Origin of the sequence: Salinimicrobium profundisediminis (assembly GCF_026241755.1) — a bacterium.
GTDB lineage: Bacteria > Bacteroidota > Bacteroidia > Flavobacteriales > Flavobacteriaceae > Salinimicrobium > Salinimicrobium profundisediminis.
Genome location: NZ_JAPJDA010000010.1, coordinates 36,933 through 61,956, shown reverse-complemented (window position 1 = coordinate 61,956; position 25,024 = coordinate 36,933). Strand labels below are relative to the sequence as shown.

General features: G+C 40.9%; 23 protein-coding genes. 10 read left to right on the top strand and 13 right to left on the bottom strand.

The genetic code is table 11. The features are described from left to right. Genes OQ279_RS07430 through OQ279_RS07420 form a run of 3 tightly spaced genes read left to right on the top strand, consistent with a single transcriptional unit; the run spans position 1 to position 3,318 of the window. Positions 1–408: a curli assembly protein CsgF gene (locus OQ279_RS07430; RefSeq protein ID WP_266069234.1), complete on the top strand. Its 408-nt coding sequence runs from the start codon at positions 1–3 to the stop codon at positions 406–408. 5 nt (positions 409–413) lie between these two features. Next, on the top strand, positions 414–1,793 hold the full coding sequence (locus OQ279_RS07425; RefSeq protein WP_266069233.1) for a CsgG/HfaB family protein: 1,380 nt from the start codon (positions 414–416) through the stop codon (positions 1,791–1,793). A gap of 22 nt (positions 1,794–1,815) precedes the next feature. Continuing rightward, positions 1,816–3,318 carry a carboxypeptidase regulatory-like domain-containing protein gene (locus OQ279_RS07420; RefSeq protein ID WP_266069232.1) on the top strand — a complete coding sequence of 501 codons (1,503 nt, stop codon included), beginning with the start codon at positions 1,816–1,818 and terminating at the stop codon, positions 3,316–3,318. Between the two features lie 66 nt (positions 3,319–3,384). Here the strand turns inward: OQ279_RS07420 and OQ279_RS07415 are convergent, their stop codons facing one another. From OQ279_RS07415 to OQ279_RS07355, 13 genes are all read right to left on the bottom strand, one after another. Continuing rightward, positions 3,385–4,080, bottom strand: a complete 696-nt coding sequence (locus OQ279_RS07415; protein ID WP_266069231.1) for a potassium channel family protein — start codon at positions 4,078–4,080, stop codon at positions 3,385–3,387. A gap of 4 nt (positions 4,081–4,084) precedes the next feature. Continuing rightward, positions 4,085–5,875: a TrkH family potassium uptake protein gene (locus OQ279_RS07410; RefSeq protein WP_266069230.1), complete on the bottom strand. Its 1,791-nt coding sequence runs from the start codon at positions 5,873–5,875 to the stop codon at positions 4,085–4,087. Between the two features lie 229 nt (positions 5,876–6,104). Next, positions 6,105–6,785 (bottom strand): response regulator, encoded by a 681-nt coding sequence (locus tag OQ279_RS07405; protein ID WP_306419755.1) that lies wholly within the window; start codon positions 6,783–6,785, stop codon positions 6,105–6,107. Beyond that, the gene (locus OQ279_RS07400; protein ID WP_266069229.1) at positions 6,775–7,851 is read right to left on the bottom strand and encodes a sensor histidine kinase; all 1,077 of its coding nucleotides are present in this window, start codon (positions 7,849–7,851) and stop codon (positions 6,775–6,777) included. Before OQ279_RS07400 ends, OQ279_RS07405 begins: the two co-directional genes overlap by 11 nt. A 321-nt stretch (positions 7,852–8,172) precedes the next feature. Further along, entirely contained in the window at positions 8,173–10,161 is a 1,989-nt protein-coding gene (locus tag OQ279_RS07395) for a S9 family peptidase (RefSeq protein ID WP_266069228.1), read from the bottom strand. A gap of 180 nt (positions 10,162–10,341) precedes the next feature. Continuing rightward, positions 10,342–11,538: a zinc ribbon domain-containing protein gene (locus OQ279_RS07390; protein WP_266069227.1), complete on the bottom strand. Its 1,197-nt coding sequence runs from the start codon at positions 11,536–11,538 to the stop codon at positions 10,342–10,344. Between the two features lie 172 nt (positions 11,539–11,710). After that, positions 11,711–12,775: a mechanosensitive ion channel family protein gene (locus OQ279_RS07385; protein ID WP_266069226.1), complete on the bottom strand. Its 1,065-nt coding sequence runs from the start codon at positions 12,773–12,775 to the stop codon at positions 11,711–11,713. 195 nt (positions 12,776–12,970) lie between these two features. Beyond that, complete coding sequence (locus tag OQ279_RS07380) at positions 12,971–13,651, bottom strand: DUF2490 domain-containing protein (protein ID WP_266069225.1); 681 nt, start codon at positions 13,649–13,651, stop codon at positions 12,971–12,973. Positions 13,652–13,654: 3 nt separating this feature from the next. After that, positions 13,655–14,380, bottom strand: a complete 726-nt coding sequence (locus OQ279_RS07375) for a TVP38/TMEM64 family protein (RefSeq protein WP_266069224.1) — start codon at positions 14,378–14,380, stop codon at positions 13,655–13,657. Positions 14,381–14,450: 70 nt separating this feature from the next. Next, entirely contained in the window at positions 14,451–15,305 is an 855-nt protein-coding gene (locus tag OQ279_RS07370; RefSeq protein ID WP_266069223.1) for a hypothetical protein, read from the bottom strand. 8 nt (positions 15,306–15,313) lie between these two features. Next, entirely contained in the window at positions 15,314–15,760 is a 447-nt protein-coding gene (locus tag OQ279_RS07365; RefSeq protein WP_266069222.1) for a hypothetical protein, read from the bottom strand. A 52-nt stretch (positions 15,761–15,812) separates the two neighbouring features. Then, positions 15,813–17,072 (bottom strand): sensor histidine kinase, encoded by a 1,260-nt coding sequence (locus OQ279_RS07360; protein ID WP_266069221.1) that lies wholly within the window; start codon positions 17,070–17,072, stop codon positions 15,813–15,815. Further along, positions 17,069–17,746 carry a response regulator transcription factor gene (locus OQ279_RS07355; protein WP_266069220.1) on the bottom strand — a complete coding sequence of 226 codons (678 nt, stop codon included), beginning with the start codon at positions 17,744–17,746 and terminating at the stop codon, positions 17,069–17,071. The genes OQ279_RS07360 and OQ279_RS07355 overlap by 4 nt, the downstream gene beginning before the upstream one ends. Positions 17,747–17,858: 112 nt before the next feature. Here OQ279_RS07355 and OQ279_RS07350 point away from each other — a divergent pair, with 112 nt between their 5' ends. The 7 genes from OQ279_RS07350 to OQ279_RS07320 all read left to right on the top strand — a co-directional run bounded on the left by OQ279_RS07350 (position 17,859) and on the right by OQ279_RS07320 (position 24,892). Beyond that, positions 17,859–18,290: a PepSY-like domain-containing protein gene (locus OQ279_RS07350; protein ID WP_266069219.1), complete on the top strand. Its 432-nt coding sequence runs from the start codon at positions 17,859–17,861 to the stop codon at positions 18,288–18,290. Positions 18,291–18,575: 285 nt separating this feature from the next. Continuing rightward, positions 18,576–19,229 carry a fructose-6-phosphate aldolase gene (fsa, locus tag OQ279_RS07345; protein WP_266069218.1) on the top strand — a complete coding sequence of 218 codons (654 nt, stop codon included), beginning with the start codon at positions 18,576–18,578 and terminating at the stop codon, positions 19,227–19,229. Between the two features lie 6 nt (positions 19,230–19,235). Continuing rightward, positions 19,236–20,078: a transketolase gene (locus tag OQ279_RS07340; protein WP_266069217.1), complete on the top strand. Its 843-nt coding sequence runs from the start codon at positions 19,236–19,238 to the stop codon at positions 20,076–20,078. Positions 20,079–20,187: 109 nt separating this feature from the next. Further along, positions 20,188–21,141 (top strand): transketolase family protein, encoded by a 954-nt coding sequence (locus OQ279_RS07335; RefSeq protein WP_266069216.1) that lies wholly within the window; start codon positions 20,188–20,190, stop codon positions 21,139–21,141. A gap of 19 nt (positions 21,142–21,160) precedes the next feature. Continuing rightward, entirely contained in the window at positions 21,161–22,855 is a 1,695-nt protein-coding gene (locus OQ279_RS07330) for a glycoside hydrolase family 43 protein (protein WP_266069215.1), read from the top strand. A gap of 8 nt (positions 22,856–22,863) precedes the next feature. Continuing rightward, entirely contained in the window at positions 22,864–23,916 is a 1,053-nt protein-coding gene (locus OQ279_RS07325) for an aldose epimerase family protein (protein WP_266069214.1), read from the top strand. Positions 23,917–24,043: 127 nt separating this feature from the next. Beyond that, on the top strand, positions 24,044–24,892 hold the full coding sequence (locus tag OQ279_RS07320; protein WP_266069213.1) for an aldo/keto reductase: 849 nt from the start codon (positions 24,044–24,046) through the stop codon (positions 24,890–24,892). Positions 24,893–25,024 lie beyond the last annotated feature (132 nt).

Here is a 25,024-nt window from a genome sequence, read left to right as displayed (position 1 = left end):
ATGAAAAAATTACTTTTACTCAGCTGTTTATTTTTTTTCGGCTTAAACGTTCAATGTCAACAACTCACTTATCAACCTACCAATCCTGCGTTTGGGGGTAATTATCTTAACTATAGTTGGATGTTGGCGTCTGCTACCGCGCAAAATCAATTAAAAGCTCCCGGAAATCAGGCTCAACAGGAATCTGAACTCGACAGGTTAGGAAAAGATATAAACCGACAGATCCTAACACAAATTTCACGATCCCTCTTACGGGAACAGTTAGACGGGTTTAAGTTTGATGAGGAAGGAACCTTTACTTTTGGATCTTTAAGCATCGAAATATATGAAACCCTGGAGGGGTTGGTAATAAATATTTTAGACACCTCGACGGGGGAAGAATCACAAATAGTTATCCCAAATAATTAAGCTTTATGAACAAGACCTACCAGGTAGTGCTATTTTTTGCAATTAGCACTCTAAGCTCTTGCGGGGCATACTTCAATCAACCATTTAATAATGATCCGGCCCGGCCGGGGGAGAAATCTACAAATTCCCATCTTTTAACCAGCTTGCCTCCGGCTAATGATCCTGTTGAAGTAGCTGTCTATAACTTTAGTGACCAAACGGGGCAATACAAAGCCGTAGAAAATGGCTCTACTTTTAGTACAGCCGTAACCCAGGGCGCGACTACTATTTTAATCAAAGCTCTGGAAGATTCCGGATGGTTTATTCCTATTGAGAGAGAGAATTTAAGCAACCTTTCTACCGAAAGAAATATTATAAGAAATACCAAGCAGGAATATATTAAAAACCTGAATCCTAATGAACCACCTTTACCAGCTTTACTTTATGCAGGTCTTATTCTTGAAGGAGGTATCATTTCCTATGATACAAACATTCTTACCGGTGGAATAGGAGCAAGATATTTTGGTCTGGGAGGTTCAGCTAAATACAGGCAGGATAGAATTACAGTTTACTTAAGAGCTGTTTCAACAAATACAGGAGAAATCCTCAAAACTGTATATGTTTCAAAGACCATACTTTCTCAAGGCCTGGATGGTAGTTTCTTTAGATTTGTGAAGTTCCAGAGATTGCTTGAAGCAGAAACAGGAATAACTCAGAACGAGCCAGTACAATTAGCAGTACAGGACGCAATAGAAAAAGCTGTAAGAGATCTTATTCTTGAAGGGGTTAAAGATCGCTTGTGGGCTGCCCAGGGAGGTAGGGAGGTAAACCAGCAACTGGTAGATAATTACGTGGCCGAAAAAAAGGCAGAGGAAGACATGGGCTTGTATGACAGGTTACTTATTGAAGATGTGCCAGAGAATAACTTAAGTTTTTCAGGTGGTTTATCTTTAATGGATGGCGACTATTCAAATAAAGAACCTGGTTATTTTGCACGGATTGGATATCAAAAAAGGCTTTTTCCGAACCTAAGTATAGGTGGAAATTTAAATTACATCAGCCTCGATAATGGCAGGCAATTTAAAGGAGAGTTTGCGGGAGTAGATATTAATGCGAGATTTAACTTTTTGCCAAAAGATGATTTTGCTCCTTTTGTATACGGAGGCCCCGGATTTCTTATGGAGCTGGGGAATCCGGATCTAGCCACTGATGAGGAGAACCTTGAATCCAACTTTTTTAAATTTCAATATGGGGGCGGATTGCGATACTTATTTAATTCCAGGTTGGGTGCACAAATTTTTGCTGAACATAATCTTATTACAAATGATAAGCTGGATAATTTTGTCCATGGAAAAAGAGATGATCACTACTTCAATTTTGGTTTAGGCCTAAATATTTACTTTTAATTGATTTGAACTTGTAGAACTTATGAAGACATTCTTAAAATATATTACAATTGCAGGTTTATTCTTCCTAATAGGTTGTTCTGAAGATACAGTCGGGGAATCTTTAACAGGTGGTATATCTGGGAAAGTAGTTGAACGTACTAGTAATGAACCTCTCGAAAATGTCAAAATTACGACCAGCCCTGCTTCAAGTACAGTCTTTACAGATGAAAATGGAGAATTTGTTATTGAAGATGTTCTTGTTGATCAATATTCTGTCAAGGCTGAAGTTGAAGATTACACTACTGCTTTTGAGGCAGTTACGGTAACCGAAGGTGCTACTTCAAATGTAGCTTTCGAATTATTGAAATCGGGTGCAAATAATAAACAACCATCCACGCCACAACTGCTTTCTCCCGAAGATAATGCTGAAGAAGTTGACATGACCGCAGAATTTGTGTGGAACTCCTCAGACCCTGAAGATGATGAATTGACTTACGAGCTGGAGTTGTGGAACAACGTGAATGATGAAGTGTTGACATATTCAAATATTAAAGATACTACCTATACCGTGGAAGGCCTTAATTCTGGCTACAGGTATTTTTGGCAGGTAAAAGTTTCTGATAGTATAAACGACCCAGTTCTAAGTTCATTGTATTCCTTTAAAACCAGAAATGTACCTGAAAGCAGGGTCCTGTTTACACGCCTTATCAATGGTAATAATGTGATCTTTTCCCGGAATTCTGAAGGAGAGGAGTTTCGTTTAACTTCATCAGATCAAAACAGCTTTAGACCTCGTAAGAATAATTCCGTGAATAAAATTGCCTTTTTAAGGGTTGTTAACGGGCAGACCCATCTATTTACCATGAATCCCGATGGTTCTCAACAAAAACGTATCACTTCAAATATTCCGGTGAATGGTTTTAATTTAAACCTTATTGATTTCTCCTGGTCCGATGATGGAGCAGCACTGGTCTATCCAAATTTTGGAAAGCTCTACAAGATAAACTCTGTGGGGGGAGGTACCACTTTAATATATGAAACACAAAATGGCGATTTTATAACAGAAGTAGATGTAAGTGAAGATAATGGAACGATAGCCTTGATTACCAACAACAGTAATGGCTATGATGCAGATCTATTTACTATTAATTTCGAAGGGGAAATTCAGGAGATGATCTTGAATAATGTTGAAGGGGCTCTGGGAGGTTTGGATCTTTCTTTGCAGGGGAATAAGTTACTATATACCTATGACAGTTCAGGTTATAGAAACGATTCCTACCGGAGACTTGATTCAGACTTGTTTATATATGATTTTTCCACCAGGCAATTTCAAAATCTTTCAGTAGAAAAACCCGATGGAACTAATGACCTTGATCCAAGATTTTCTCCTAATGAAGCTGAAGTGATTTTTGTAAATACCTCAAACGATGATTTATCACCCAAAGATATATACACCATGCCTGTAAATACTGGTAGTAGTACAGGGGATGATGACGATAGGGAGGTGCTTATAGAAAACGCGGCTATGCCAGATTGGGAATAATAGAGTAAATAAAATGCTTTAAACAGGAATGCCGGGAACACAGAGTTTCCGGCCTTACTGTTTTTATTAGTACTTTTCCTGGTCTTTAAGTAATTTTTTCAAATTCTTATTGTGTCCGTAGAGCACCATGATATCGTGTTTGTGCAAAACAGTTTTTGCCGAAGCTACTCCCTGTACATTCGAGACATCCCGGTTTGTTCCTATCTCGTTCTTCTCTCGGGTGATTTTGATTGTAGTTAGAACAATAATATCATATTTTCTCTTAAGGCCTATTTCCTCGAGAGTTCTTCCATCAAATTCGGCAGGGATCTCAGTTTCTATAATACTGTAGTCGCGGTTGACTTCAAATGAATCTACCACCCCATGTAGATTGAGTTTTTTTGCCCACCTTTCAGCGGTTTCTTCTTCGGGGTGTATGATTTCATCTACGCCCATAGCTTCGAGCACCATTTCCTGAAGCGGGGAGACTGCCCTGCTTATTAATCTTTTCACACGTAATTGCTTCATCAAGGCAGTAGCCATGATATTTGAACCTTTATCTTCACCAATTCCTACAATTACAATATCAGTATCACTAAGGGGTAGACTCGAGACTGCAGTAATATCTGTAGAGTCCAGATTAACAGCATGAGTGATCTTGTCTTTAATAGCTTCAACCTTGCTCATGTTCATGTCTACACCAATTACCTCATTGCCCATTTTGGTAAGCTTTTCGGCAAGGGAGGCTCCAAAATTTCCCAATCCAACTATTATATACTTCATAAGTTTAGTTCATTAGTATATCCTCCTGCGGATATTTATAATTTAGATATTTCACCCTTCTTAAAAGGGCAATTAAGATGGTTAACATACTCACCCGCCCAATAAACATGGTAGCAATTATTACCATTTTTGAGGCCTCGCTCAACTGCGAGGTTATTCCAATGCTTAAACCCACAGTACTGTACGCCGAGAAACACTCAAAGGCAATGCTTAACAGCGTTTTTTCCTGATCAAAAGATGCAATTAGAAAAATGGCTGTTCCTATGACCAAAAGGGAAAGGGAAATAATAGCAAAAGCCCGTCTTATAGATATGTCCGATATCTGCCTTTTAAAAACTTCTACCCTGTCCTTGCCTCGTGCCAGGCTCATAAAGTTGAGCGTAGCAAGCGCAAAAGTGCTGGTTTTAATTCCGCCCCCTGTAGAACTTGGAGATGCACCTATCCACATGAGAATAAGAATGATCATGAGTGTAGAGAAGTTCAGAGCAGTCATGTCCACCGAATTAAATCCGGCTGTTCTGGGAGTAGCGGCTCCAAAAAAGGAAACTACCAGCTTGCCAAATCCCGAATGTTCCTCGAGGGTGTTATCGTATTCAAAAAAGTAAAATAAAACAGTTCCTGCCACCAGCAATACTGAAGTAGTGACAAGCACGATGCGGGTATTAATATTAATTACCCAGGGAACATAAACTGAGTTAGCCGGGTGTTGAATTTTGACGTACTGGTTCTTGAAATAATAGATAAAATATTTATACAAATTAAAAAGAATAGGAAATCCTATTCCTCCTAAAATGAACAGCGTAACAATTACTAGCTGGAGCGAGTAATTGAATTTAAATTCAGGTTCATACAAGCTGTTCTCCAGTGTTGAAAATCCGGCATTACAAAAAGCTGAAATACTGTGAAAGATGGAAAAGAAAACCTGATCTACAAATCCCTTTACAGTGTTTGGGTCTAAATTTATAAAAACCAGTAGCGCCCCAATAGCTTCAATAGCCAGGGTGAGCAGAACAATTTTTTTCAGGACACTAAAAACCTCCCCGATCTTTTCAGAATTAGTCATATCCTTCAGCATGATCTGGTGCTCATAGGAGCTTTTTCCGCGGAAAAAATAGGAGAAATAACTTGCAAAGGTCATAATGCCAAGTCCCCCGAACTGGATTAGGATAAGAATAATGGTTTGCCCCAGACTGGTGAAATAGGTGCCGGTGTCAACTACAATCAAACCTGTTACACATACTGCACTTGTAGCTGTAAAAAGAGCGTCTACGGCCGAAATTCCTTCATAGGTAGCTTTGGGGAGCATTAAGAGTAAAGTCCCCAGGAATATCATACCCAGGAAACTTGCCATGAACAGCTGCGCCGGGTTGAGTAACTTTCGGTTGAAGTTTATACTTATAGCCGAAAACTCTCTAATAAAATAAATGAACAGGGCAAGATATAACCAGCCCATGTTATTGAAGAACTCCAGGAAGGGAAGAAGCCTTAGGGAAAGATCGAACTTCACAAAGATCAGGAAAATGTTTAGCAAGAAGATTGCGCCATCAAAAAAGCGAACCTTTAGAGGAAATTTCTTTCGTGAAATTCCATACCTCACCAGAATTGTTGTACTTCCAATGAGCAGGGCTACCAGATAAAAATCGGTAAGATAAAGCTCTGTTTCAGATCTATGGGTGAAACCCAGGTCAAACACAATTAAGCAGACAGTGAAGAGACTTAGCGCGAAAGAGGACTTCTTTAAAATTCCGAGTCTTCTTTCAATTTTATCCCGTTTTTGAAGGTTTGAAAAATTCAAATCTAACGTGTTAGGTTTTTTCGGCTTTGACGGATTAACCCGTTAATGTAACCAGTTGTACCGCCTTGAAAATCGACATTAACCAGGGTCACCAGTGGTATATGAAGAATGTTGCTCTTACTATTCGAATATGCCGGGGTTCTGTTGTCCATAAAAGACAACAAAGGTAAATTGGATATTATAAGGAGAGTGTAAAGATTGGGGGATAGGTATAAAGATTTTATAAAGATTATAAAAACCTGTAGCCTACGCCACTTTCGGTGATAAAGTGTTTTGGGAGATTGGGGTTCTTTTCAAGTTTTTTTCGCAATTGTGCTATAAATACCCGCAAATACTGCGTTTCGGTTTGTGCTCCAGGTCCCCAAATACTTTTTAGCAGGTACTGGTGAGTAAGTACCCGGCCCTGGTTTTTTGCCAGTAGCGTTAAAAGATTGTATTCGGTAGAAGTAAGTTTTACCATCTCCCGTTCTTTATAAACATTTCGTGTAGTCAAATCAATTTCCAAATCGTCGGCACAAATTTTCTGTTGCAGTTCAACATTTTGGTTAAGTCGCAAAGAAGACCTTATTCTCGCTAAGAGTTCACCCGTTCTAAAAGGCTTGGTAAGATAGTCTGTCGCACCATTATCCAGGGCTTTAACAATATCTTCTTCTGAATCTAGCACAGAAAGAATGATCACAGGTTTTTCGTACCAATTCCTTAGATCCTGTAAAATTTCATGACCGCTCCTGTCGGGAAGGCCAAGGTCCAAAATGATAAGTCCTGGAGAATGATTGGCAGCCAGATGCAAACCTTCCATTCCATCTGCTGCCTGTATGACTTTGTAATCGTTACTTTCAAGAATAATTTTAAGCAGCTTTCGTATTTGCGGCTCATCATCAATAATCAGGATTTCGCTTTTATTCATCATGCCTCGTTGTTAATCTCGAAGTTTCAGCAGGTATTGTAATGGTGAATTTTGCACCGCCCGAAGGTAAATTTTCCAGTTTTATTGTTCCGTTATGCGCCTTTGTAAAACCTTTTGCAATAGAGAGCCCTAATCCTGTTCCTCCCGTTGCGGTCTTTGGAAGCCTGTAAAACTTCTCGAACACCTGCTCCAGTTTATCTTCGGGAAATCCGGGGCCATTATCACAAATTTTAATGATTAAATGTCCACCTTCAAAAGTAACTGAAATATTTATTACAGAGCCGGCAGGGGTGTACTCCAGTGCATTGTGAACAATATTGTGTACCACCTGTTCAATTAGTGGGCCGTCAATCCTGAATAAAGAAATTTCTTCGGAAGCTAACAGGTTAATTTCATGAGTGTCTTTCAGGTTATTGAGCATTACGGTGTGAATTATGTCCTGAATGTCGTACCAGTCCAGCTGAAGCCTGAAAATGTCCGATTCCAGGCGGCTCATGCTTAGAAGGTTGTTCACCTGCCTGTGAAGCCTGTTGCCGGCTACGTCTATTTCGCTGTACAATTCGGTTTTACTGTCTTCCGAAATTTCGCCGGAATTCATTTTCAGAGTATCTACAGCGCCAATAATTGTTGCGATGGGAGTCTTCAATTCATGCGATAAAGAATTTAGCATGGTGCTGTAAAGCTGTAGCGTCTTTTCTTTTTCTTTTCGCTGTCTTGCCACAGCTTCAACCTTTCTTATTCTGGATGTAAATACGCCATTCATCACCGCAATAACAAAATACATAAGAAAGAGCAGGGCGTCTTCGGGAGTGGTAATGCTGAAGGTAGATCGGGGCTGAATAAAGAGAAAATTCCAAATTAATGCACTCACAACAGCTACGATCACAATGGGAAAGGTCTCCAGGAACATTGCGAGAACCGAAACTGCCAAAAGTAAAATAAGAGCTACAACATGATAACCAATGATGTTGATAAATAAAAAGCAGACCAGGGAAACAAGAAAAATGCACCCCAGGCCAATAATGTACTGCAGGGTTCTATTACTTTCTATTTTCTTCACAAGCTCCACGGGCACAATTTTATCCAAAGATAAAGATGACTTTTGAGTTAAGTTGATAATTTCAAATTTATGTGATGTGGGAGGCGGCTTTTGAAATAATCAAAGCCGGGTATTTAACAGGTTGATATTACTGAAGCAGCTATATAAAAAGAGGCTGTCTAAAATGTACATTTTAGACAGCCTCTATTATGGTTGAAAAAACCGGAAGTGAAGCGAAGATCCCAGTCAAAAACATTTGCTGAAAATGCCATTTTTGACATATTTTTCAGCATAAAGCTTCTGGATTTTAGCAGGTTCTTCTTTTACACCACCTTCCAGCGTTTTTGATCTCTATTTCTCAGACAGATCCAGTTGTGTGTCAGGCATCTCGTTGCCTTTCTCTTTCAGAAATGTCTCAAACCAACGCATCATTCTTAGGTTGAAGTCATACCTCGCGGTAGCTTTTCGGTTTCCATGACCTTCTCCGGGGTAAAGTACAAGCCTTACGGGAGTGTCGGTCCTGGTCTTGATGTGGCGGTACAGCTCATAAGACTGCCCCGGGTCTACACGTGTATCTTCTTTCCCGTGCAGGATCAAAAGAGGGGTGTCCGCCTGGTCTGCATAAAAGATAGGACTGCGTTCTAAAAAGAACTGGTAGTCATCCCAAATCCTTTTTCGGCTATGCACTAAAAACATCTCTTCCGGAATGTCACTGGTGCCCCACTTTGAAATATTGTTACTTATTCCTACCGACATTACGCCTGCAGCAAACCTGTCGGTATGACGGGTAGACATCCAGGCCGTAGCGTATCCACCGTACGATCCGCCGGTGACGCCAACTCTGTCTCCATCTACATTTTTATTTTCAATGAGGTAATCTATTCCATCAATAATATCATCAAATTCTTTTCCGCCTGGGTCTCCCTGGCTGGAAATGGCAAAATCTACTCCGCGGCCGGTACTTCCTCTGTAGTTAGGATAAAATACTGCATAGCCCTCACCGGCACCTACCTGCCCCGGCATGCTGTAATTGGTAAGCCAGCCATTGTCATAATGAGCTTCGGGCCCACCGTGAACCACAGTGATCAAAGGATTTTTTTCAGAATTATTTACAGGATGAATAAGAATGCCCTGTATTTTCAAACCATCAGAGGCGCGGTAAGTAATAACCTCCTGCGCTCCAAATGTTTCATCTTTTAACCACGGATTTGAATCAGTAAGTTTTTTGGCATCAGAATCCCCTTTTTTCAAAAGAAAGAGTTCTCCGGGGTGTTGAGCAGTATTTCCAACAAAAGCTATCTCATTTTTCTCATTTTGTGAAAAGGTGGTGATATTTACGTTGTTGTCACTGTAAACCTTCTTCATTATACCGTCTAGTTTTAGCGTACCAATGCTGCTGTAAACGTCTTCACTGGCAAGAAAACCAAGGGTTTTATTGTCGATCCAGTGCAGGTCGTGAAACATGCCTTCAAAATCCTGTTGCAGGATCTGCGGAGTGCCGCCTGTAGCGTCAACAACAAAAATTCGCCCATCAATTGGATCGTTCTCGTCCTTTCCGGCAATAAATGCGATTTTTTCTGAATTCGGGCTCCATTTGAGTCCGCCCAATTTTGCCTTATGGGTAACTTCTGAAGAGACTTTTAGCGTTTGCGGATTTACTATATAGATCTTTTGGCTTGTGTAAAAATCGTCTACCAGCGAAGACGGAGCTGCACTAACGGCCAGCTGCTTTCCGTCGGGGCTCCATTGTGCTCCGGTTACATTTCCTTCTACTTCCAATTTATTTGGGCTGCCCCCGGTTACATCGGCTACAAAAGCAGAAGAATTAGTGAGATTGGTTTCGTATATCTCGGGTTGATAAGGTAGTTTTGATTCTGTATCATCTTCCGAAACCCGGGATGTAAAAACCAGTTTTTGTCCCTGTGGATGCCAGTCGTATGATGAAATAGAAGATTCAAATTCAAAGATCTTTTGTGGTGTTCCACCTCCAACCGGGATCTCGTAAAGGGAAGTGGCAGAATCCCCTTTTTGACGGGTCAAAAAAGTAATGCTGTTCTGTCCCGGCCTGTACCTCAAATTTGAGGTGCTGTATTCTGTCACCAAAGGCGTAGAATTTTCCGATTTTACGTTATAAACGTATAGATGTGAACTGGCTGCCGCGTTCTTTAGAAGAGGATCTTCGGGGACAACTTTTTGGTAGATTATTCTATCGCCATTTGGAGCCATCACCGCATTTGTGACGTATTCCAGTTTGGCTACATCCTCTGGGGTAAGCACATTTTGCTGGGCAATCATGCCATGGGTGATGAGAAATAAGAGTATCGTAAGAGTTCTTTTCATGAGAATAAATGATTAAAATTTAAGTCAATTTCTTAAGTTCATAATATACTTCAAAATAGAGATTGAAGCAAATGTTTCCTTCGGAAACAGACAGGGTTTATAAGGGTGTCAAAAATGGCATTTTGGATCTGGATTTTCCTGAACCAGACCAGGGTATTTCTGAAGTAGGCATTTCATCTCTTAGCTCCTCACACTTTCCGAAGTTCTCCCAACAAAACGCCTTTTCCAGAGGAAGTATCTCAAGATGATGTAAACCGGTGCGGCAATGAACCCTAAAGCAATTCCGAAGATAAAAAACAGGAAAGTGAGAAATTTGATCCAGATTTTGGTGAAAAAAGATTTGCCTTTTGGAATATACCTCCTGTATGGGGAGAATAAATAAACATTTGCAAGCACTGCGCTTACCACAAAACCAATAATGGGAATAAATCCCAGGAGAAAGGAAAGCCCCGTGAGCTTATAGAACCTTTTATCCTGATATTTGATGTATTCTGCCGGAGTTGGAGAATCAAACAGGGTGGAGCCGCAACTCCCGCATTCCTGAAAAAGTTTGATGCTGTTCAATTTGTTGCCACAATTCGGGCATTTGCGATGGGAGGCAAGGTGGAGCCGATGTTTTTCAAGGTTGGTGACCAGGTCTTCTTTTCGCTGACCAAAAATACCAATTTTGTGCACCTTAGGCTGCGGCGTTTTGCAGTTGTAGCACTTTACGGCAAAAGGCAGGTTAATTTCCCCGCAATTAGGACAGGTTTGTTTTTGTTTTTCAAGTTTGCGTTCGGTTCTTTTCTTCACAAAAATGAACAGCGCTATGGCTGCCACATAAATTGCGACCATGACCAGGCCGAGCCAGATAAGCAGTAAAAATCCGAAGAGCACCAGGCTGTCTTCCAGCCAGCTGCTTATGCGGCTTAGATAGAAATTGTCATCTTCATCAATATCTTCCAAAAATGTGATAAAATCGCGTCTTAATCCGGACAGCCAGTAAACTGAAAGACTTCCGAAAAGTAAAAGGATCCACAGGGGATCAATTGCTGCCCACTGCACTTCTTCAAGCACTTTTACAGAAGATTCATCCAGTAAATTGAGGTTAATGATAAAAAAGATGAGAGGTTTAAGATAAGTTTCAGCATCTTTTATAAAATTTCTTATCTCGGTGCTTTTATCTCCTACGATCTCAAGCAGGCTTAATCCTCCCAAAGTAAATAGAACCCAATCTTTGGTGATATAAGCATCTTGTGCAGGCGCTACGATATCACCCATGCCGGGAAAGTATTCGGGATATCTTAGAAAAAGCGCAGCAAGAAATGCCGGAAGGAAAGTCCTCATGGAGAACAACGGGATCATTCCCAGAATGCTGACGATTTGAACAAAGGTCATAAAGACAGGTTTAGAAGAGAAAAGATAAAGAAAATTTTGTGCAGGAGGAGGGAAGGAGGAAAACGGAAGATAATTTAGTAGGGAAAGCGGTTTTCTTTGGGGTCTGAATGTGCATTAAAAGTTCTCCTGACTAAGGTTTCAAAAATGCCATTTTTGAAAGGTATTTTCCCGGTTATCTTTTCGTATTCGGAAAAATCACTTTCTCCGGATGCTGTTTTAATTCCTTCATGATATGTGTGAACAGCAGGGATTTAGTGGGGCCCGAATGCTTTGGCTGCACCAGGAACCTCACGGTCACTTCAATCCACGTATTGGTATGGGCATTGAAGATTACTGAAGGTCTCTCTTTGATTTCCAGTTCCTGGATCATAGAATCTGCAAGGATTTTTTTCAGTCTCTTAACCCGTCTCATCATTGCTTCTCCTATTTCATCTTCGGCGATATTGGTCACTACGCGCGATAGAAAATCGAAATCACTGTCGTAGGAAACATAAAATTTAACCTCATTCCATATAAACGGGAATAGTGGCCAGGAGTAATTGACCACGTATTCGCTAAAAATTTTGGAATTAGCATATTTAATTATCCTTCCGCTGGGGTGATCGCCAGAGAGATAATCACCTCTAAATTCCCACAGCGTTGTGTCAAAATAACCCACATTCATCACATCACCATACACATTGCCGATTTTTATCCTGTCACCAACTTCGTAAGGCTTCCGAAGAAGAAGGTAAACCCAGCCAAACAGGCTTGTTAACGGATTTTGTAAAGCCAAACCCAGAATCAATGATACAACTCCAAAAGAGACTAAGGTAGCGTACCAATTGGAAAAGACCAGCGAGATGATCACCAGGGTGATAAGTGCAAAGCTTATAAAATTGATAAGGCTTTTAAAATTGTAGGCGCTCGCCCTGTCATCTACTTTTCTGTTTACAATTTTTCGGAGAAGACTATTCAGAAATAATACAGCAGTGACCAGAATGGTACCTAAGATCAATTTTTTCACCAAAGGAAAATACTTCTCAGAAATTGGCAGGTAACCTGCTTCAAGCAGGAAGTTAAGGAGGCCTGCTACAACGACTATCAAGATAGTGTACCCAATTAAGAGGAAGATTTCCTTCCGCTGGCCGGGAGTTTTTTTTGTTGGCTTATCGGTTTCAGAAAGGGCTTTTTGCACCTTCTCATCTTCAAGAATCTCTTCTATTTCTTTTTCTTCGGTTTCTTTGTCTACCTTCATTTCCGGATCTTTTTACTGCGGAATCAAAAAGGTACAGATAGATCAAAATGTCCCCTGAAAAAATATGACCGCTATTCTAATGTAAGCATAGCTTTTAAATTGAAGAAATGATCGTGAAAGTTTAGTATTTCTATAGGATTTGGTTTTTATAAAAGATCGAAGCAGAATAACTCAGGCAAACTTAATCGCCGGAAATTAAAGTGACAGCGATAGTCCTGTGGCAATAAAGAATTCGTGGGCCAGGTTTCTTGCATAATCTTCCATTCTGTATTCCAGACTCAGGCCAAGATCCAGGTTGTTGAAGGAGCTGTTTTCAATCCCGATGGAGAACCGCTGTTCTGCTTCAGGTTTTTCATGAACAGTAACCGCATAAATGGCTTCTGTAGCGGCTTCAAAAGAGAAAATATTATTTAGGGGGCGTGAAAATTCCAATTTATAACGTGCCCTGTGGGTCACTTCTTCCCTGAACCGCTGCTCCAGCCGAAACCGGTGAGATAAGGCCGAATTAAGAGGCTTTAGCTCCAGCTGTTCAATAATTCGGAATTCATTCGTTTCATCAGCATCAAAGAGTTCGTTAAAGCGGTACCTCAGGCCAAGGCTTAGAACAGTAGCTTCCTGAAGCTTGTAGTTATTGAAATAATTCAGTTCAACATGCTGGTGTTCATAGCCAGATGTCTTTTCCCCATCGGCCCGCTCCTGAAGCAACCCGCGGTTTCCGAAGCCCACTTCCATAGACCATCTCTCCTGTACAGGAATAGACACTTCAAATTCATTTTCATACAACCAGGATTGAGGATCTTGCGCATACATCAGGTTTAAACCTGAAAAAAAGAAAAGAACAAGAGCTATTAATCTGCTTCCACTTAGTGTTTTCATGGCTTAGGCGTGAGATTTACTTGTAGAATTTCTTTTTCTTTTGTCCCAGTAAACATATAAACCAAACAGGATTAAACTGATAATTGAACCATATAATAATCCCGATTTTAGAGCATCGGTACTTTTACCAATAATGGCAATAAAAAGGGTGAGTGGTGCAATCCCTACCATAGTGGCCCCAATGAATTTCCAATATCCCATTTTGAGAATACCTGCTACAAAGCTAATGGCATCATTGGAAAGAAATGGGTTGAGACGCGTTACGATCACTGCCCAAAACCCGTAATCATCAATAAAGTCGCTTATCTTTTTTTCATTTTTTTGCCCAATGAGTTTTTCCACGATCACAGGACCAAAGTACCTTCCAATAAAATAACCTACAGACGAGGCCGAAAATACCGAAACAAGTATAATTGCGCTTCCCCAAATGGGGCCGTATGCTAAAACGGAAACTACCATTAAAGCAATAGTGGGAATCACCAGGAGAAACATTTGCGCGATCATCGTTAAGACCAAAACCACCGGGCCAAACCAGCCAAAATTCCCCACCCAGGCCTTTATCCTCTCGTTATCGTCGCTGGTAAGTACATTCCAGGCTTCAGAAAGCCAGGACTGCACGCCAGGAATGAAAAAATAAGCAAGAACGACAGATATTACGATAGCAGCCGAAATGTAAAGCGGTAATTTACTCTGCTTTACCGATGAAGTTTCAATTGATTGATTTTCCATAGTGTTGGGGAGGCTTATTTCATTAAAGACTCTGGTCGTCCTGTTTTACAGGAAGGTTACCATTAGTCTATTATTTGTTTTTGTGGTTAAGGGAAACTTGAAGAATATTGGCAGGAGCATCTTCCGCTTCATTTGAGATATAAAGATCTCCGTCGGAACTAAAGGTCAGCCCTTCGGGATTCCCGAAATCCTGTGGCTTGAACATAAATAGTTCTTTTGGAGTACCGTCTTTTTCGGTGATGAGAAGCTTGGGCCTGGTGCCGTCAAGAATATAATATTCGCCAGTATTGGGGTGAACCCCAATCTCTCCGGGAGAGAATTTTTCCTTCAGCTTTGTCTTTACCGTCTTAAAAACAGGATCTGAAAGACGAAGCATAAATAACGGATCTTTATTTGAATCTTTTTTGTGCAGGTTGAATACGTAAACCCCTTTTTGTTCATCAAAGTCTTTACCTTCTTTTACGGCCAGTAGAAGGCGATTATTTTCGGGATCGGCACACAAACCTTCCAGGTTAATTTTGCTGAAATTATTGGCTTCGGTCACATGCTTCTGCACCTGCGGATTTTTTCCTGTAAAACCTTTAACTTCAAAAAGCACCCCGTCACTTCGCAGTACATAAGCGTCGTCTTTGATCACGGCTATACCCTCATAATCCCCACCATTGCCAAATGAGGTTTGCCCTTCTATTTCTGAAGTTTTAAGGTTATAAATGAAGATAATACCATCTTCATCCTGTACACAGGCTACACGGTTATTTCCAATCCATGCTATGCCTGAAATTTCATTGAGAACTTCGGGCAGATCCCACTTCTGAAGTATTTTGTAATTTTCTTCACTGTATTCTCCCGAAGGTTTTTCTTTAAAAGAGAAATAACCAACGCCCGCAACGGCCAGTACCAGTATTCCAAAAATGATCTTTTTCATGATTTTTTTTATTTCCAGTAATTCAGGTTAGTATCTATTTTACCCGCAGCGGTGAGCACAATCTCTTCATCTATGAAAAACCTGCTCACTTCTACCTGGTAGTGAATTTCTTCGCCAATTTTTACCAGTTCGGGATCTTCTATTTTCTTTTGTCCATAGGTCTTTCTCAGGGTTTGTTGCACCCCAGCGGGAAGGTCATTCCATTCAATTTCTCTTTTCTCTTTAACAATATTGCCCGAGGGATTAACCACCGCTGAACCATCCTCTTCATCTATTTCAAACTCTACCTCATAATTTTCATCCAGCTGGATAAATTTTGCATCTGCAGCATCAGGGTACTGGATCCAGAATGCATTGCGAACTACCGACGGCACTTTCGCGTACGGATAGTCGTCGTTGTCGCATGACAGCAAAAAAATGCTCAATAGCAGTAAGAAGAGACTTCTTAGATTCACTTTTATTCTTTTCAACTAAATTGAGGAAGGAAACTGGAAAGAATTGGGAACTTTAAAAGAATATGGTAAAAATGTGGTTTTGAGAGGTGTAGTTATAGGTAAGATCCATGTTCATTTTTTCGACTATAGCTTTCGAAATTGCCAGGCCGAGTCCAGTGGAATCTTCTTTTTCCCCTCCTTTAAACCTGCTGAAGATCTTGCTCTTTTCGAGAGGAGCGCTCCCTGGATTTATAAATTCTATTCCTTTTGCAGAGATCTTTATTTCAACTGCAGTTCCGGAAGGGGTGTGAAAAATGGCATTTTTGAGGAGGTTTGAAACCAGGATTCCGGCCAGGTCTTTATTTCCGGTGTGTTCAATATGAGCTTCTTCAGTCAAGGATATTTTTACTTGCTGGTGTTCTGCAAAATCTTCAAATTCTGTTATAATTTGTTTTACCAGGTCATTCCAGGCGATGTTTTCTTTGGCTTCAAACTGTCTGTTTTCAATCCGCGAAAGTAATAACAACGACCTGTTGAGGCGGGTAAGCCTTTCCAGGCTGTGTAGCACAGTTCCCAGTTCTTCCATTTGTGCAGGAGGCAGATTGGCATTTTCGGCCATTAATTCGAGCTTATTGATGCTTATAGCCAATGGCGTTTGCAACTCATGCGAGGCATTTTCAATAAATTCTTTCTGACTCTTGTAACTTTCTACAGATTTTTTCAGAAGTCGATCTACTCTTTCATTGAGTAACTTGAATTCTTCAATTTTAGTGGTTTCAAATTTGATCTTTCTGTCTTTTTCTATGCTGAATTTTTCAAGTTGGTGGAGCAGCTTGTAAAATGGCTTCCAGGCTTTCTTCTGAAGTACATTATTCAGCACAAGAATGGTGAGGATCAAGCCCAGGTAGAGCCAGATCAAAGAAAAGAACAGCTCTTTCCGAAGGTCATCTTCTTCGACCATCGAAGTGACTACCTTGATTTTGTAGTATTGCCCGTTCTGCTGAAAAACACTTTCTAAAAGCCGTACAGGTTCATATTCGTCTTCATTTTCCATGAACATGAGCGTGTCGCGGTATGCATCAGTAAAACTGCGGCTGTGTTGAGGTGTGGTGGAGGTGATGATATAATTTCCATCTTCAAAAGCATTTTTTGAAAGTATGGAAGGGTCTTCTTTAGCCTGCCTTATTATCAGCATTTTTTGATTGTCGAGCCCGTCATCCATGCTGTCGTAGATCTCGTCAAGTATTTCAAAATAAAAAATTAGGGCCCACAGCCCCAGCAAAAAAATGAGGATAACGGCAAAGTAGGTGGTGGTGTAGTTGAGCAGTTTCATGGAACCAGGAGCTTATAACCTATTCCGTAGACTGCTTTGATCTCAATTTCGGCATTTTTGTCACATAGCTTCTTCCGCAGATTTTTGATTTGGGAATAGATAAAGTCAAAATTATCGGTCTGGTCAATATAATCGCCCCAAACGTGCTCGGCCAGAGCCGATTTGCTTACCAGTCGGTTTTGGTTGGTGCAAAGATAGAACAGCACATCAAACTCTTTTCTGTTTAATTCCAGGCTTTCTCCATCAACGCTCACCTGGTGGTTATTGATGTTTATGGTAACGTTGGCAATTTCAAGCAGGTTGTTACCTTCCATTTTTCGCCGTCGCAGCACAGCTTTGACCCTGGCATTGAGCTCGGCCATGTGAAAAGGTTTGGGCAGGTAATCATCGGCCCCCAGTTCGAGACCATGCACTTTATCATCTATAGAATCTTTAGCCGAAACAATAATGACCGAATCACTATAACCTTTTTCTTTGAGGGTTTTGAGGATTTCAAGGCCGTTACCATCGGGCAGACCAATGTCAAGGAGAATACAATCGTAATCGTAAACTCCTATTTTAGACATAGCTTCCTTATAAGTAGCTACAGGCTCAACGAGAAAATTTTCTTTCTCAAGAGTGGCCTGCATATTCTGCCTCATATCTTTTTCGTCTTCTATAATCAGGATCTTCATAGTTTCAAAAGTAGCCTTGAAATTGGGAAAGATTTAGGATTACGAAAATTAGTCTTTCCTAATTTCTTCCAGTTTTAGGTACTTGTTTTGTGTCAAATTAAAAAAACAAGTTATGAAAAAAGTAGTTGTATCAGCGTTTTGCGCGCTATTCTCAATTGGAATGTATGCCCAGTCAAATACAGGAAACCTGCCCAGTACTGCACAAGACTATGTCAATCAGCATTTTTCCTCAGTTTCTGTGGTAAAAGTAGATGAGAACAGTAACTGGCAAATATGGGAAGATGACAAGTATGAAGTAGTGCTTTCTAATGGCCTAAAACTGGATTTTGATGAAAACGGAAATATTGTTGAAATCGACAGTGCAAATGGAGAGGCCATTCCAGCTTCTGTACTGCCTGCTAAGATTGCAACTTATTTAAGTGCTAATCATGCAAATGCCCAGGTAGTAGGTTGGGAAAAAGATGACAATGAGCAGGAAATCGAACTTTCTGACGGTACAGAAGTAGAATTTGATGCCGAAGGAAACTTTAGAAAGTTAGACTAATAAGCAGAGTTTAGAAAAATTACCAAGGCTGCCCGGAAAGGGCAGCCTTTTTTTGTCCCTGTTGTTTCTGAAGCACGGAATGTTTACAAAAGTGCGTGCAGAACTATATTAATTCGTTTTGGAGGAGCTTTCTTTCCAAAAATAGAAGTTCAGACTTACATATTCTCTCATGAATCTTTTCCTAAAGAGATCATAAATGTCATTAAAATTTTTTATATTGCCTTATAGTAAAAATGACAACAAGTAGGTTGATCACAGATTTTGAATTTTTAAGAAAGCTTAGATATGAAATTTTTTATTGACACTGCCAACCTCGATCAGATAAGGGAGGCACAGGAACTGGGAGTTCTGGATGGAGTAACCACAAATCCTTCTTTAATGGCTAAAGAGGGCATAAGAGGAAGAGATAATATTCTGAAACACTATGTAGATATTTGCGAGATCGTAGATGGTGATGTTTCTGCGGAAGTTATCGCCACCACCTTTGACGAAATTGTAAAGGAAGGGGAAGAACTGGCAGAATTGCATCCCCAAATCGTGGTGAAAGTCCCTATGATCAAAGAGGGCATTAAGGCAATCAAATATTTTTCAGATAAAGGAATACGCACTAACTGCACCTTAGTTTTTTCAGCAGGGCAGGCTTTACTGGCTGCAAAAGCAGGAGCAACCTATGTATCGCCATTTTTGGGAAGGCTCGATGATATCTCTACCGATGGGCTGCAGTTAATTGCAGAAATTCGTCAGATCTATGACAATTATGGATTTGAGACACAAATCCTTGCGGCTTCCATAAGACATACCATGCATGTGGTTAATTGCGCTAAAATTGGGGCAGATGTAATGACAGGGCCTCTTTCTTCAATAGACGGACTTTTAAAACACCCTCTTACCGATAGCGGACTGGCCAAGTTCCTGGAGGATGCAAAATCTTTTAATTAAACGGTTATGGATATAAAACAACTGGAAAACTTTGCGACACAGGTACGTCGCGATATTTTACGTCAGGTTCATAAAGTAGATTCTGGTCATCCCGGAGGATCATTGGGATGCACAGAATTTTTTACTGCACTTTATCAGGAAGTGATGCAACACAATCCTGAATTTAATATGGATGGAATTGGAGAGGATCTTTTCTTTCTGTCTAACGGGCATATTTCCCCGGTTTTCTATAGCGTACTTGCCAGAAGCGGATACTTTCCTGTAGAAGAATTGAATACCTTCAGGCTTATCAATTCCAGGCTGCAAGGCCATCCTACTACTCATGAAGGTTTACCGGGAATACGGGTTGCCTCTGGCTCTTTGGGGCAGGGAATGTCTGTAGCCATTGGTGCTGCGCAGGCAAAAAAGCTAAATAAAGATTCTCATTTAGTGTTTACGCTTCACGGAGATGGAGAACTGCAGGAAGGGCAGAACTGGGAAGCCATTATGTATGCTGCCGGCAATAAAGTGGATAATTTAATTTCTACAATAGACCTTAACGGGCAACAGATAGACGGAAGTACAGATAATGTTCTGCCTATGGGAAATCTAAGGGCGAAGTTTGAGGCCTTTGGATGGGATGTACTTGAAATTGAAAACGGGAATGATCTAAAGCAGGTGATCAACGGTCTAAATGAGGCTAAAGCCCGTACAGGAAAGGGTAAACCTGTTTGTATCCTGATGCATACTGAAATGGGGCACGGTGTAGACTTCATGATGCATACACATGCATGGCACGGCAAAGCGCCAAATGATGAGCAATTGGAGAAAGCTCTTGCTCAAAATCCGGAAACTTTAGGAGATTATTAGCCCCACCCAACCTCCACAATGGGAGGAGCTTACTTGAACAAAAAATGAAAATTATTATTAATTAAATACACGCCCATCTCCCCTCCTTTGGAGGGGTCGGGGAAGGCTTATGAAAAAATATACAGATACAGGAAAAAAAGATACCCGCTCCGGATTTGGAGATGGGCTCACTGAACTGGGACGTAAAAATCCAAATGTAGTTGCTCTTTGTGCAGATTTGGTAGGATCTTTAAAAATGCAGGATTTCATAGACGAGAATCCTGAACGCTTTTTTCAGGTGGGAATTGCCGAGGCCAATATGATTGGTATCGCTGCCGGACTTACCATTGGAGGAAAGATCCCGTTTGCCGGAACCTTTGCCAACTTTGCCACAGGACGGGTGTATGACCAGATAAGACAAAGTGTTGCCTATTCAGATAAGAATGTGAAAATCTGTGCATCACATTCAGGGGTTACCCTTGGGGAAGATGGGGCTACTCACCAGATCCTTGAAGATATCGGGCTTATGAAGATGCTGCCGGGAATGACGGTGATCAATACCTGCGACTACAATCAAACTAAAGCAGCAACCCTTGCCATTGCAGAGCACCAGGGCCCTGTGTATTTACGCTTCGGAAGGCCAAAAGTGGCTAATTTCACACCGGCCGATGAAGAGTTTCAGATAGGAAAAGCAGTCCATTTACTGGAAGGGAATGATGTAACCATTATTGCCACAGGCCATTTGGTTTGGGAAGCAATTCAGGCTGCGGAACAACTTGCAGAAAAAGGCATAAGTGCTGAGGTGATAAATATTCACACCATAAAACCTCTTGATGAAGAAGCCGTGCTTGCCTCGGTGAAAAAAACAGGATGTGTAGTGACTGCCGAAGAACACAACTACCTGGGCGGCCTGGGTGAGAGCATTGCCCGTACTTTGGTGAAAAATCATCCTGCACCTCAGGAATTTGTGGCCACTAATGACGCTTTTGGAGAAAGTGGAACTCCTGAACAGCTTTTGGAGAAATACGGGTTAAATGCTGAAGCCATTGTAAAAGCTTCTGTGAAGGTAATTAGTAGAAAATAAAGAAATAACGCTGTACTTCATGAAAAATATTCTTCGACTAAGGTTTCAAAAATGGCTTTTTACAGGCCTCTTTATTTTAGGTTCATTCTTTATGGTGGGCGCCCAGGAGACATTTCAGAATCCAATTCTGGCAGGTTGGTATCCCGATCCTGCAATTACCGATGATGGTAACGGAAATTTCTATATGGTACATTCCACCTTTGCCTTTTACCCGGGAATCCCGGTCTTCCACAGTACAGATCTTGTAAACTGGAAGCAGATAGGCAATGTAATTGACCGGCCAGATCAAATTGACCTGGAAGGCTTTGGAACCTCCCGTGCTATTTTCGCGCCCGATATTAGTTATGATAATGGAATCTTTTACCTCACCTGTACAGTTGTGGACGGTAAAGGAAATTTTGTAATGACTGCCGAAGATCCCGCAGGTTCATGGAGTGATCCCGTGTGGCTACCTGAAGTGCTGGGAATTGATCCCGGTTTGTTCTTTGACGAGGAGAAATCCTATATCGTGTATAACAGTGACCCTCCAAATAATGAGCCTTTATACGATGGTCACCGCACCATACGCATGATGGAATTTGATAAAGAAAACCTGAAAACTGTAGGAGAAAACCGTATTCTGGTGAACGGCGGAGTCGATATTTCTACCAAACCGGTTTGGGCTGAAGGTCCCAGGATTTACAAATTGAATGGCTATTATTACCTGATGACTGCCGAAGGAGGTACTGCGGTAAACCATTCCGAAATGATCTACAGGAACAGGAATATTGACGATGAATTTATTCCTTATGAAGAGAATCCTATCCTTACGCAGCGACACCTTGATCCCGACCGGCCAAATCCCATTACTTCAGCGGGACATGCCGATATTGTGCAGCACCCAAATGGTGACTGGTATGGGGTTTTCCTAGCCGTACGTCCTTATGAAGGGGATTTTTACAACACCGGAAGAGAGACTTTTATGACCCCTGTAAAATGGGAAAATGACTGGCCAATTTTTGATCTGGGAGGTGAGGAGATTAAATATGAATATCCGCTTCCTGAAGGTGTGACTTTAAATAAAGATCTTTTTCCGCTGAATGGTAATTTTGTGTTTAAAAAAGATTTTAATGAGAAGGAACTGGCATTTCACTGGTTATTTCTTCGGAATCCAAAAGAAAAATGGTACGACTTAAACGAGCGGGATGGTTACCTGGTCATGAAGACGAGACCCGAAACGGCTTCGGGTACTTCTAACCCGAGTTTTATATCACATCGCCAGCAACATTTAACCGGTGAGGCGGCAGTATCATTGGAATTTGAAACTAAAAAAACCAACGAGAAAGCCGGGTTGATAGCATTTCAGAATGAATCCCACTTTTATTTTATAGCTAAATCTTATGAGGGAAATTCCCCTGTAGTGCAGCTTTATAAGGGAAATGAGGGCGGAGAAGAATTACTTGCGAGCAAGAAACTTTATTCTTCAGCCAAAGAGATCGATTTTAAAGTGGAATTTGATGAAGATGAATACAAGTTCTTTTACAAAACCGGATCGGAATGGGAAAACCTTGGCGGCGAACTGGACGGAAAATACTTGAGTACCAGAGTGGCAGGCGGATTTGTAGGTGCTAATCTTGGGATGTACACTACTTCAAACGGGGAAGCATCTAAAAACAAAGCTTCTTTCGACTGGTTTAAATATTCAGGAAATGATGAGGTTTATCAAAAGAAGTAAGAGTAAGAATGCATAAAGAAAAATATGGAGTCACCCCTCAAGGGGAACAGGTAGACCAGTTTACCCTTCGAAATGAACCGGGAATGGAAGTGAAGATCATTACTTATGGTGGTCGTATTACTTCTTTAAAAGTTCCCGATAAAAATGACATTTTTGAAGATGTGGTTTTGGGGTTTGATTCTCTGGAGCAATACATGGAAGAAAATCCTTTTTTAGGAGCTCTTATTGGGCGTTATGGTAATCGTATTGCCAAAGGAAAATTCTCCCTTGACGGGCAGGAATACACGCTCGCTCAAAATAATGGGGTAAATCATTTGCACGGCGGGGACAAAGGATTTGATAAGGTGGTGTGGAAGGTGAAAGAGTTTTTAGACCCAAACAGCCTGGTGCTATCCTACATTAGTGATCACATGGAAGAGGGATATCCCGGGCGACTGGAAACTCAAGTGACCTATACCCTTACTGAAGATAATTCTTTAGATGTGGAATATAAAGCTACTACCGACAGGAGAACTATAGTGAACCTTACCCAGCACGCCTATTTCAATTTGTCTGGTGACTTTACCAACAGCATATTGGATCATCAAGTTCAAGTCAATGCAGATGATTTTGTGCCGGTAGATGAAAATCTCATTCCTGTCGGGGAATTATCAACTGTAACAGGAAGTCCTTTTGATTTTAGAGAACCTAAAGCAATCGGGAAAGAAATTAATGCGGCGCATGAGCAACTAAAAAGGGGCAACGGCTATGACCATACCTGGGTGATCAACAACCCGGAGAACGGACTGCGTTTCGCAGCTTCGGCACTTCACCCCGAGTCGGGAAGGCTGTTAAAGGTATACACTACCGAACCCGGAATGCAGCTCTATACCGGAAACTTCCTTGACGGCACTTTGCCACTTCAGTATGGTAAAGGATTTTATGAAAAGAGGAGTGGTCTCTGTTTTGAAACACAACATTATCCCGATTCCCCAAACCAGGAGAATTTCCCTTCAGTAGTACTGGAACCAGGAGAGATCTATTTCAGTAAAACTAGTTTTAGATTTTCAGTAAAAGCATAGGCTGGGGTATAGATCTTCAGCTTTGTTTTTCTGAAGTATTTGATTATTCTGGTAAAGAAGTTTCAGAAAAGAGGTTGAAAAATGCCATTTTTGAGTGCTATTAATTTGAAGATGTAAAAGAGATACAATGGATATTGGAAATATAAATGGAACTACCACCTTACATAATGGCGTTACTATGCCGGTCCTTGGACTTGGAGTTTATAAGGCCAAAGAAGGCAGTGAGGTCATTGAGTCTGTACATCATGCGCTAGACGCCGGGTACAGGCATATAGATACTGCATCTTTTTACGAGAACGAAAGTGGGGTAGGGGAAGCTATTAAAAGTTCGAAAATCCCCCGTGAAGAGATCTTTGTCACCACCAAGGTGTGGAATGATGATCAGGGTTTTGAAGAAACGCTTAAAGCTTTTGACAAATCTCTGGAGAAGCTGGGACTCGATTACATTGATCTTTATCTGATACACTGGCCGGTGCCGGGAAAATATGTTGAAACCTGGAAAGCCCTGGAAAAGTTGTATTCTGAAGGAAAAGTGAAAGCTATAGGTGTTTCAAACTTTCTGGAACATCAACTGAAGGACATTTTGAATGATTGCAGCATAAAGCCTATGGTTCTGCAAAATGAATTCCACCCCAGGCTGGTACAGCAGTCATTGATCGATTTTTGCAAACGGAGCCAAATCCAATATGAAGCCTGGTCGCCTTTAATGAGAGGAGAAGTCTTTAAAAATCCTCTCCTGAAGGAGCTTGCTAAAAAATATGGAAAGACTGTTGCTCAACTGGTTATACGTTGGGACCTTCAGAAAGGAGTGGTAACCATTCCAAAAAGTGTTCACAGAAACCGCATTTTTGAGAACGCAGATGTTTTTGATTTCGAGATTTCTGAAGAAAATATGCGACGAATAGATGCCTTAGACAGGGAAGAACGAACAGGCGCACACCCCGATGACTTCATGGACCACTTCAGAAATAGTTAAAGGATTTTTCTAAAGGTGTATTTCATTAGGTAACAAATCAACTTTATTGCCTTTTAAATACAGGGCTAATTCATTTCTAAAGCACAAGACCATCATTGAGAAACAGGATTCTCTAATGATGGTCTTGTAATT

Bases quoted from the DNA above. Each gene is read 5' to 3' on its own strand.
- OQ279_RS07430 (WP_266069234.1), top strand. From the start codon at position 1: ATGAAAAAATTACTTTTACTCAGCTGTTTATTTTTTTTCGGCTTAAAC.
- fsa (WP_266069218.1), top strand. From the start codon at position 18,576: ATGAAATTTTTTATTGACACTGCCAACCTCGATCAGATAAGGGAGGCA.
- OQ279_RS07370 (WP_266069223.1), bottom strand. From the start codon at position 15,305: ATGAAAAAGATCATTTTTGGAATACTGGTACTGGCCGTTGCGGGCGTT.
- OQ279_RS07415 (WP_266069231.1), bottom strand. From the start codon at position 4,080: ATGAAGTATATAATAGTTGGATTGGGAAATTTTGGAGCCTCCCTTGCC.
- OQ279_RS07320 (WP_266069213.1), top strand. From the start codon at position 24,044: ATGGATATTGGAAATATAAATGGAACTACCACCTTACATAATGGCGTT.
- OQ279_RS07355 (WP_266069220.1), bottom strand. From the start codon at position 17,746: ATGAAGATCCTGATTATAGAAGACGAAAAAGATATGAGGCAGAATATG.
- OQ279_RS07385 (WP_266069226.1), bottom strand. From the start codon at position 12,775: ATGAAGGTAGACAAAGAAACCGAAGAAAAAGAAATAGAAGAGATTCTT.
- OQ279_RS07375 (WP_266069224.1), bottom strand. From the start codon at position 14,380: ATGGAAAATCAATCAATTGAAACTTCATCGGTAAAGCAGAGTAAATTA.
- OQ279_RS07360 (WP_266069221.1), bottom strand. From the start codon at position 17,072: ATGAAACTGCTCAACTACACCACCACCTACTTTGCCGTTATCCTCATT.
- OQ279_RS07390 (WP_266069227.1), bottom strand. From the start codon at position 11,538: ATGACCTTTGTTCAAATCGTCAGCATTCTGGGAATGATCCCGTTGTTC.
- OQ279_RS07340 (WP_266069217.1), top strand. From the start codon at position 19,236: ATGGATATAAAACAACTGGAAAACTTTGCGACACAGGTACGTCGCGAT.
- OQ279_RS07380 (WP_266069225.1), bottom strand. From the start codon at position 13,651: ATGAAAACACTAAGTGGAAGCAGATTAATAGCTCTTGTTCTTTTCTTT.
- OQ279_RS07425 (WP_266069233.1), top strand. From the start codon at position 414: ATGAACAAGACCTACCAGGTAGTGCTATTTTTTGCAATTAGCACTCTA.
- OQ279_RS07395 (WP_266069228.1), bottom strand. From the start codon at position 10,161: ATGAAAAGAACTCTTACGATACTCTTATTTCTCATCACCCATGGCATG.
- OQ279_RS07325 (WP_266069214.1), top strand. From the start codon at position 22,864: ATGCATAAAGAAAAATATGGAGTCACCCCTCAAGGGGAACAGGTAGAC.
- OQ279_RS07330 (WP_266069215.1), top strand. From the start codon at position 21,161: ATGAAAAATATTCTTCGACTAAGGTTTCAAAAATGGCTTTTTACAGGC.
- OQ279_RS07335 (WP_266069216.1), top strand. From the start codon at position 20,188: ATGAAAAAATATACAGATACAGGAAAAAAAGATACCCGCTCCGGATTT.
- OQ279_RS07420 (WP_266069232.1), top strand. From the start codon at position 1,816: ATGAAGACATTCTTAAAATATATTACAATTGCAGGTTTATTCTTCCTA.
- OQ279_RS07405 (WP_306419755.1), bottom strand. From the start codon at position 6,785: ATGATGAATAAAAGCGAAATCCTGATTATTGATGATGAGCCGCAAATA.
- OQ279_RS07350 (WP_266069219.1), top strand. From the start codon at position 17,859: ATGAAAAAAGTAGTTGTATCAGCGTTTTGCGCGCTATTCTCAATTGGA.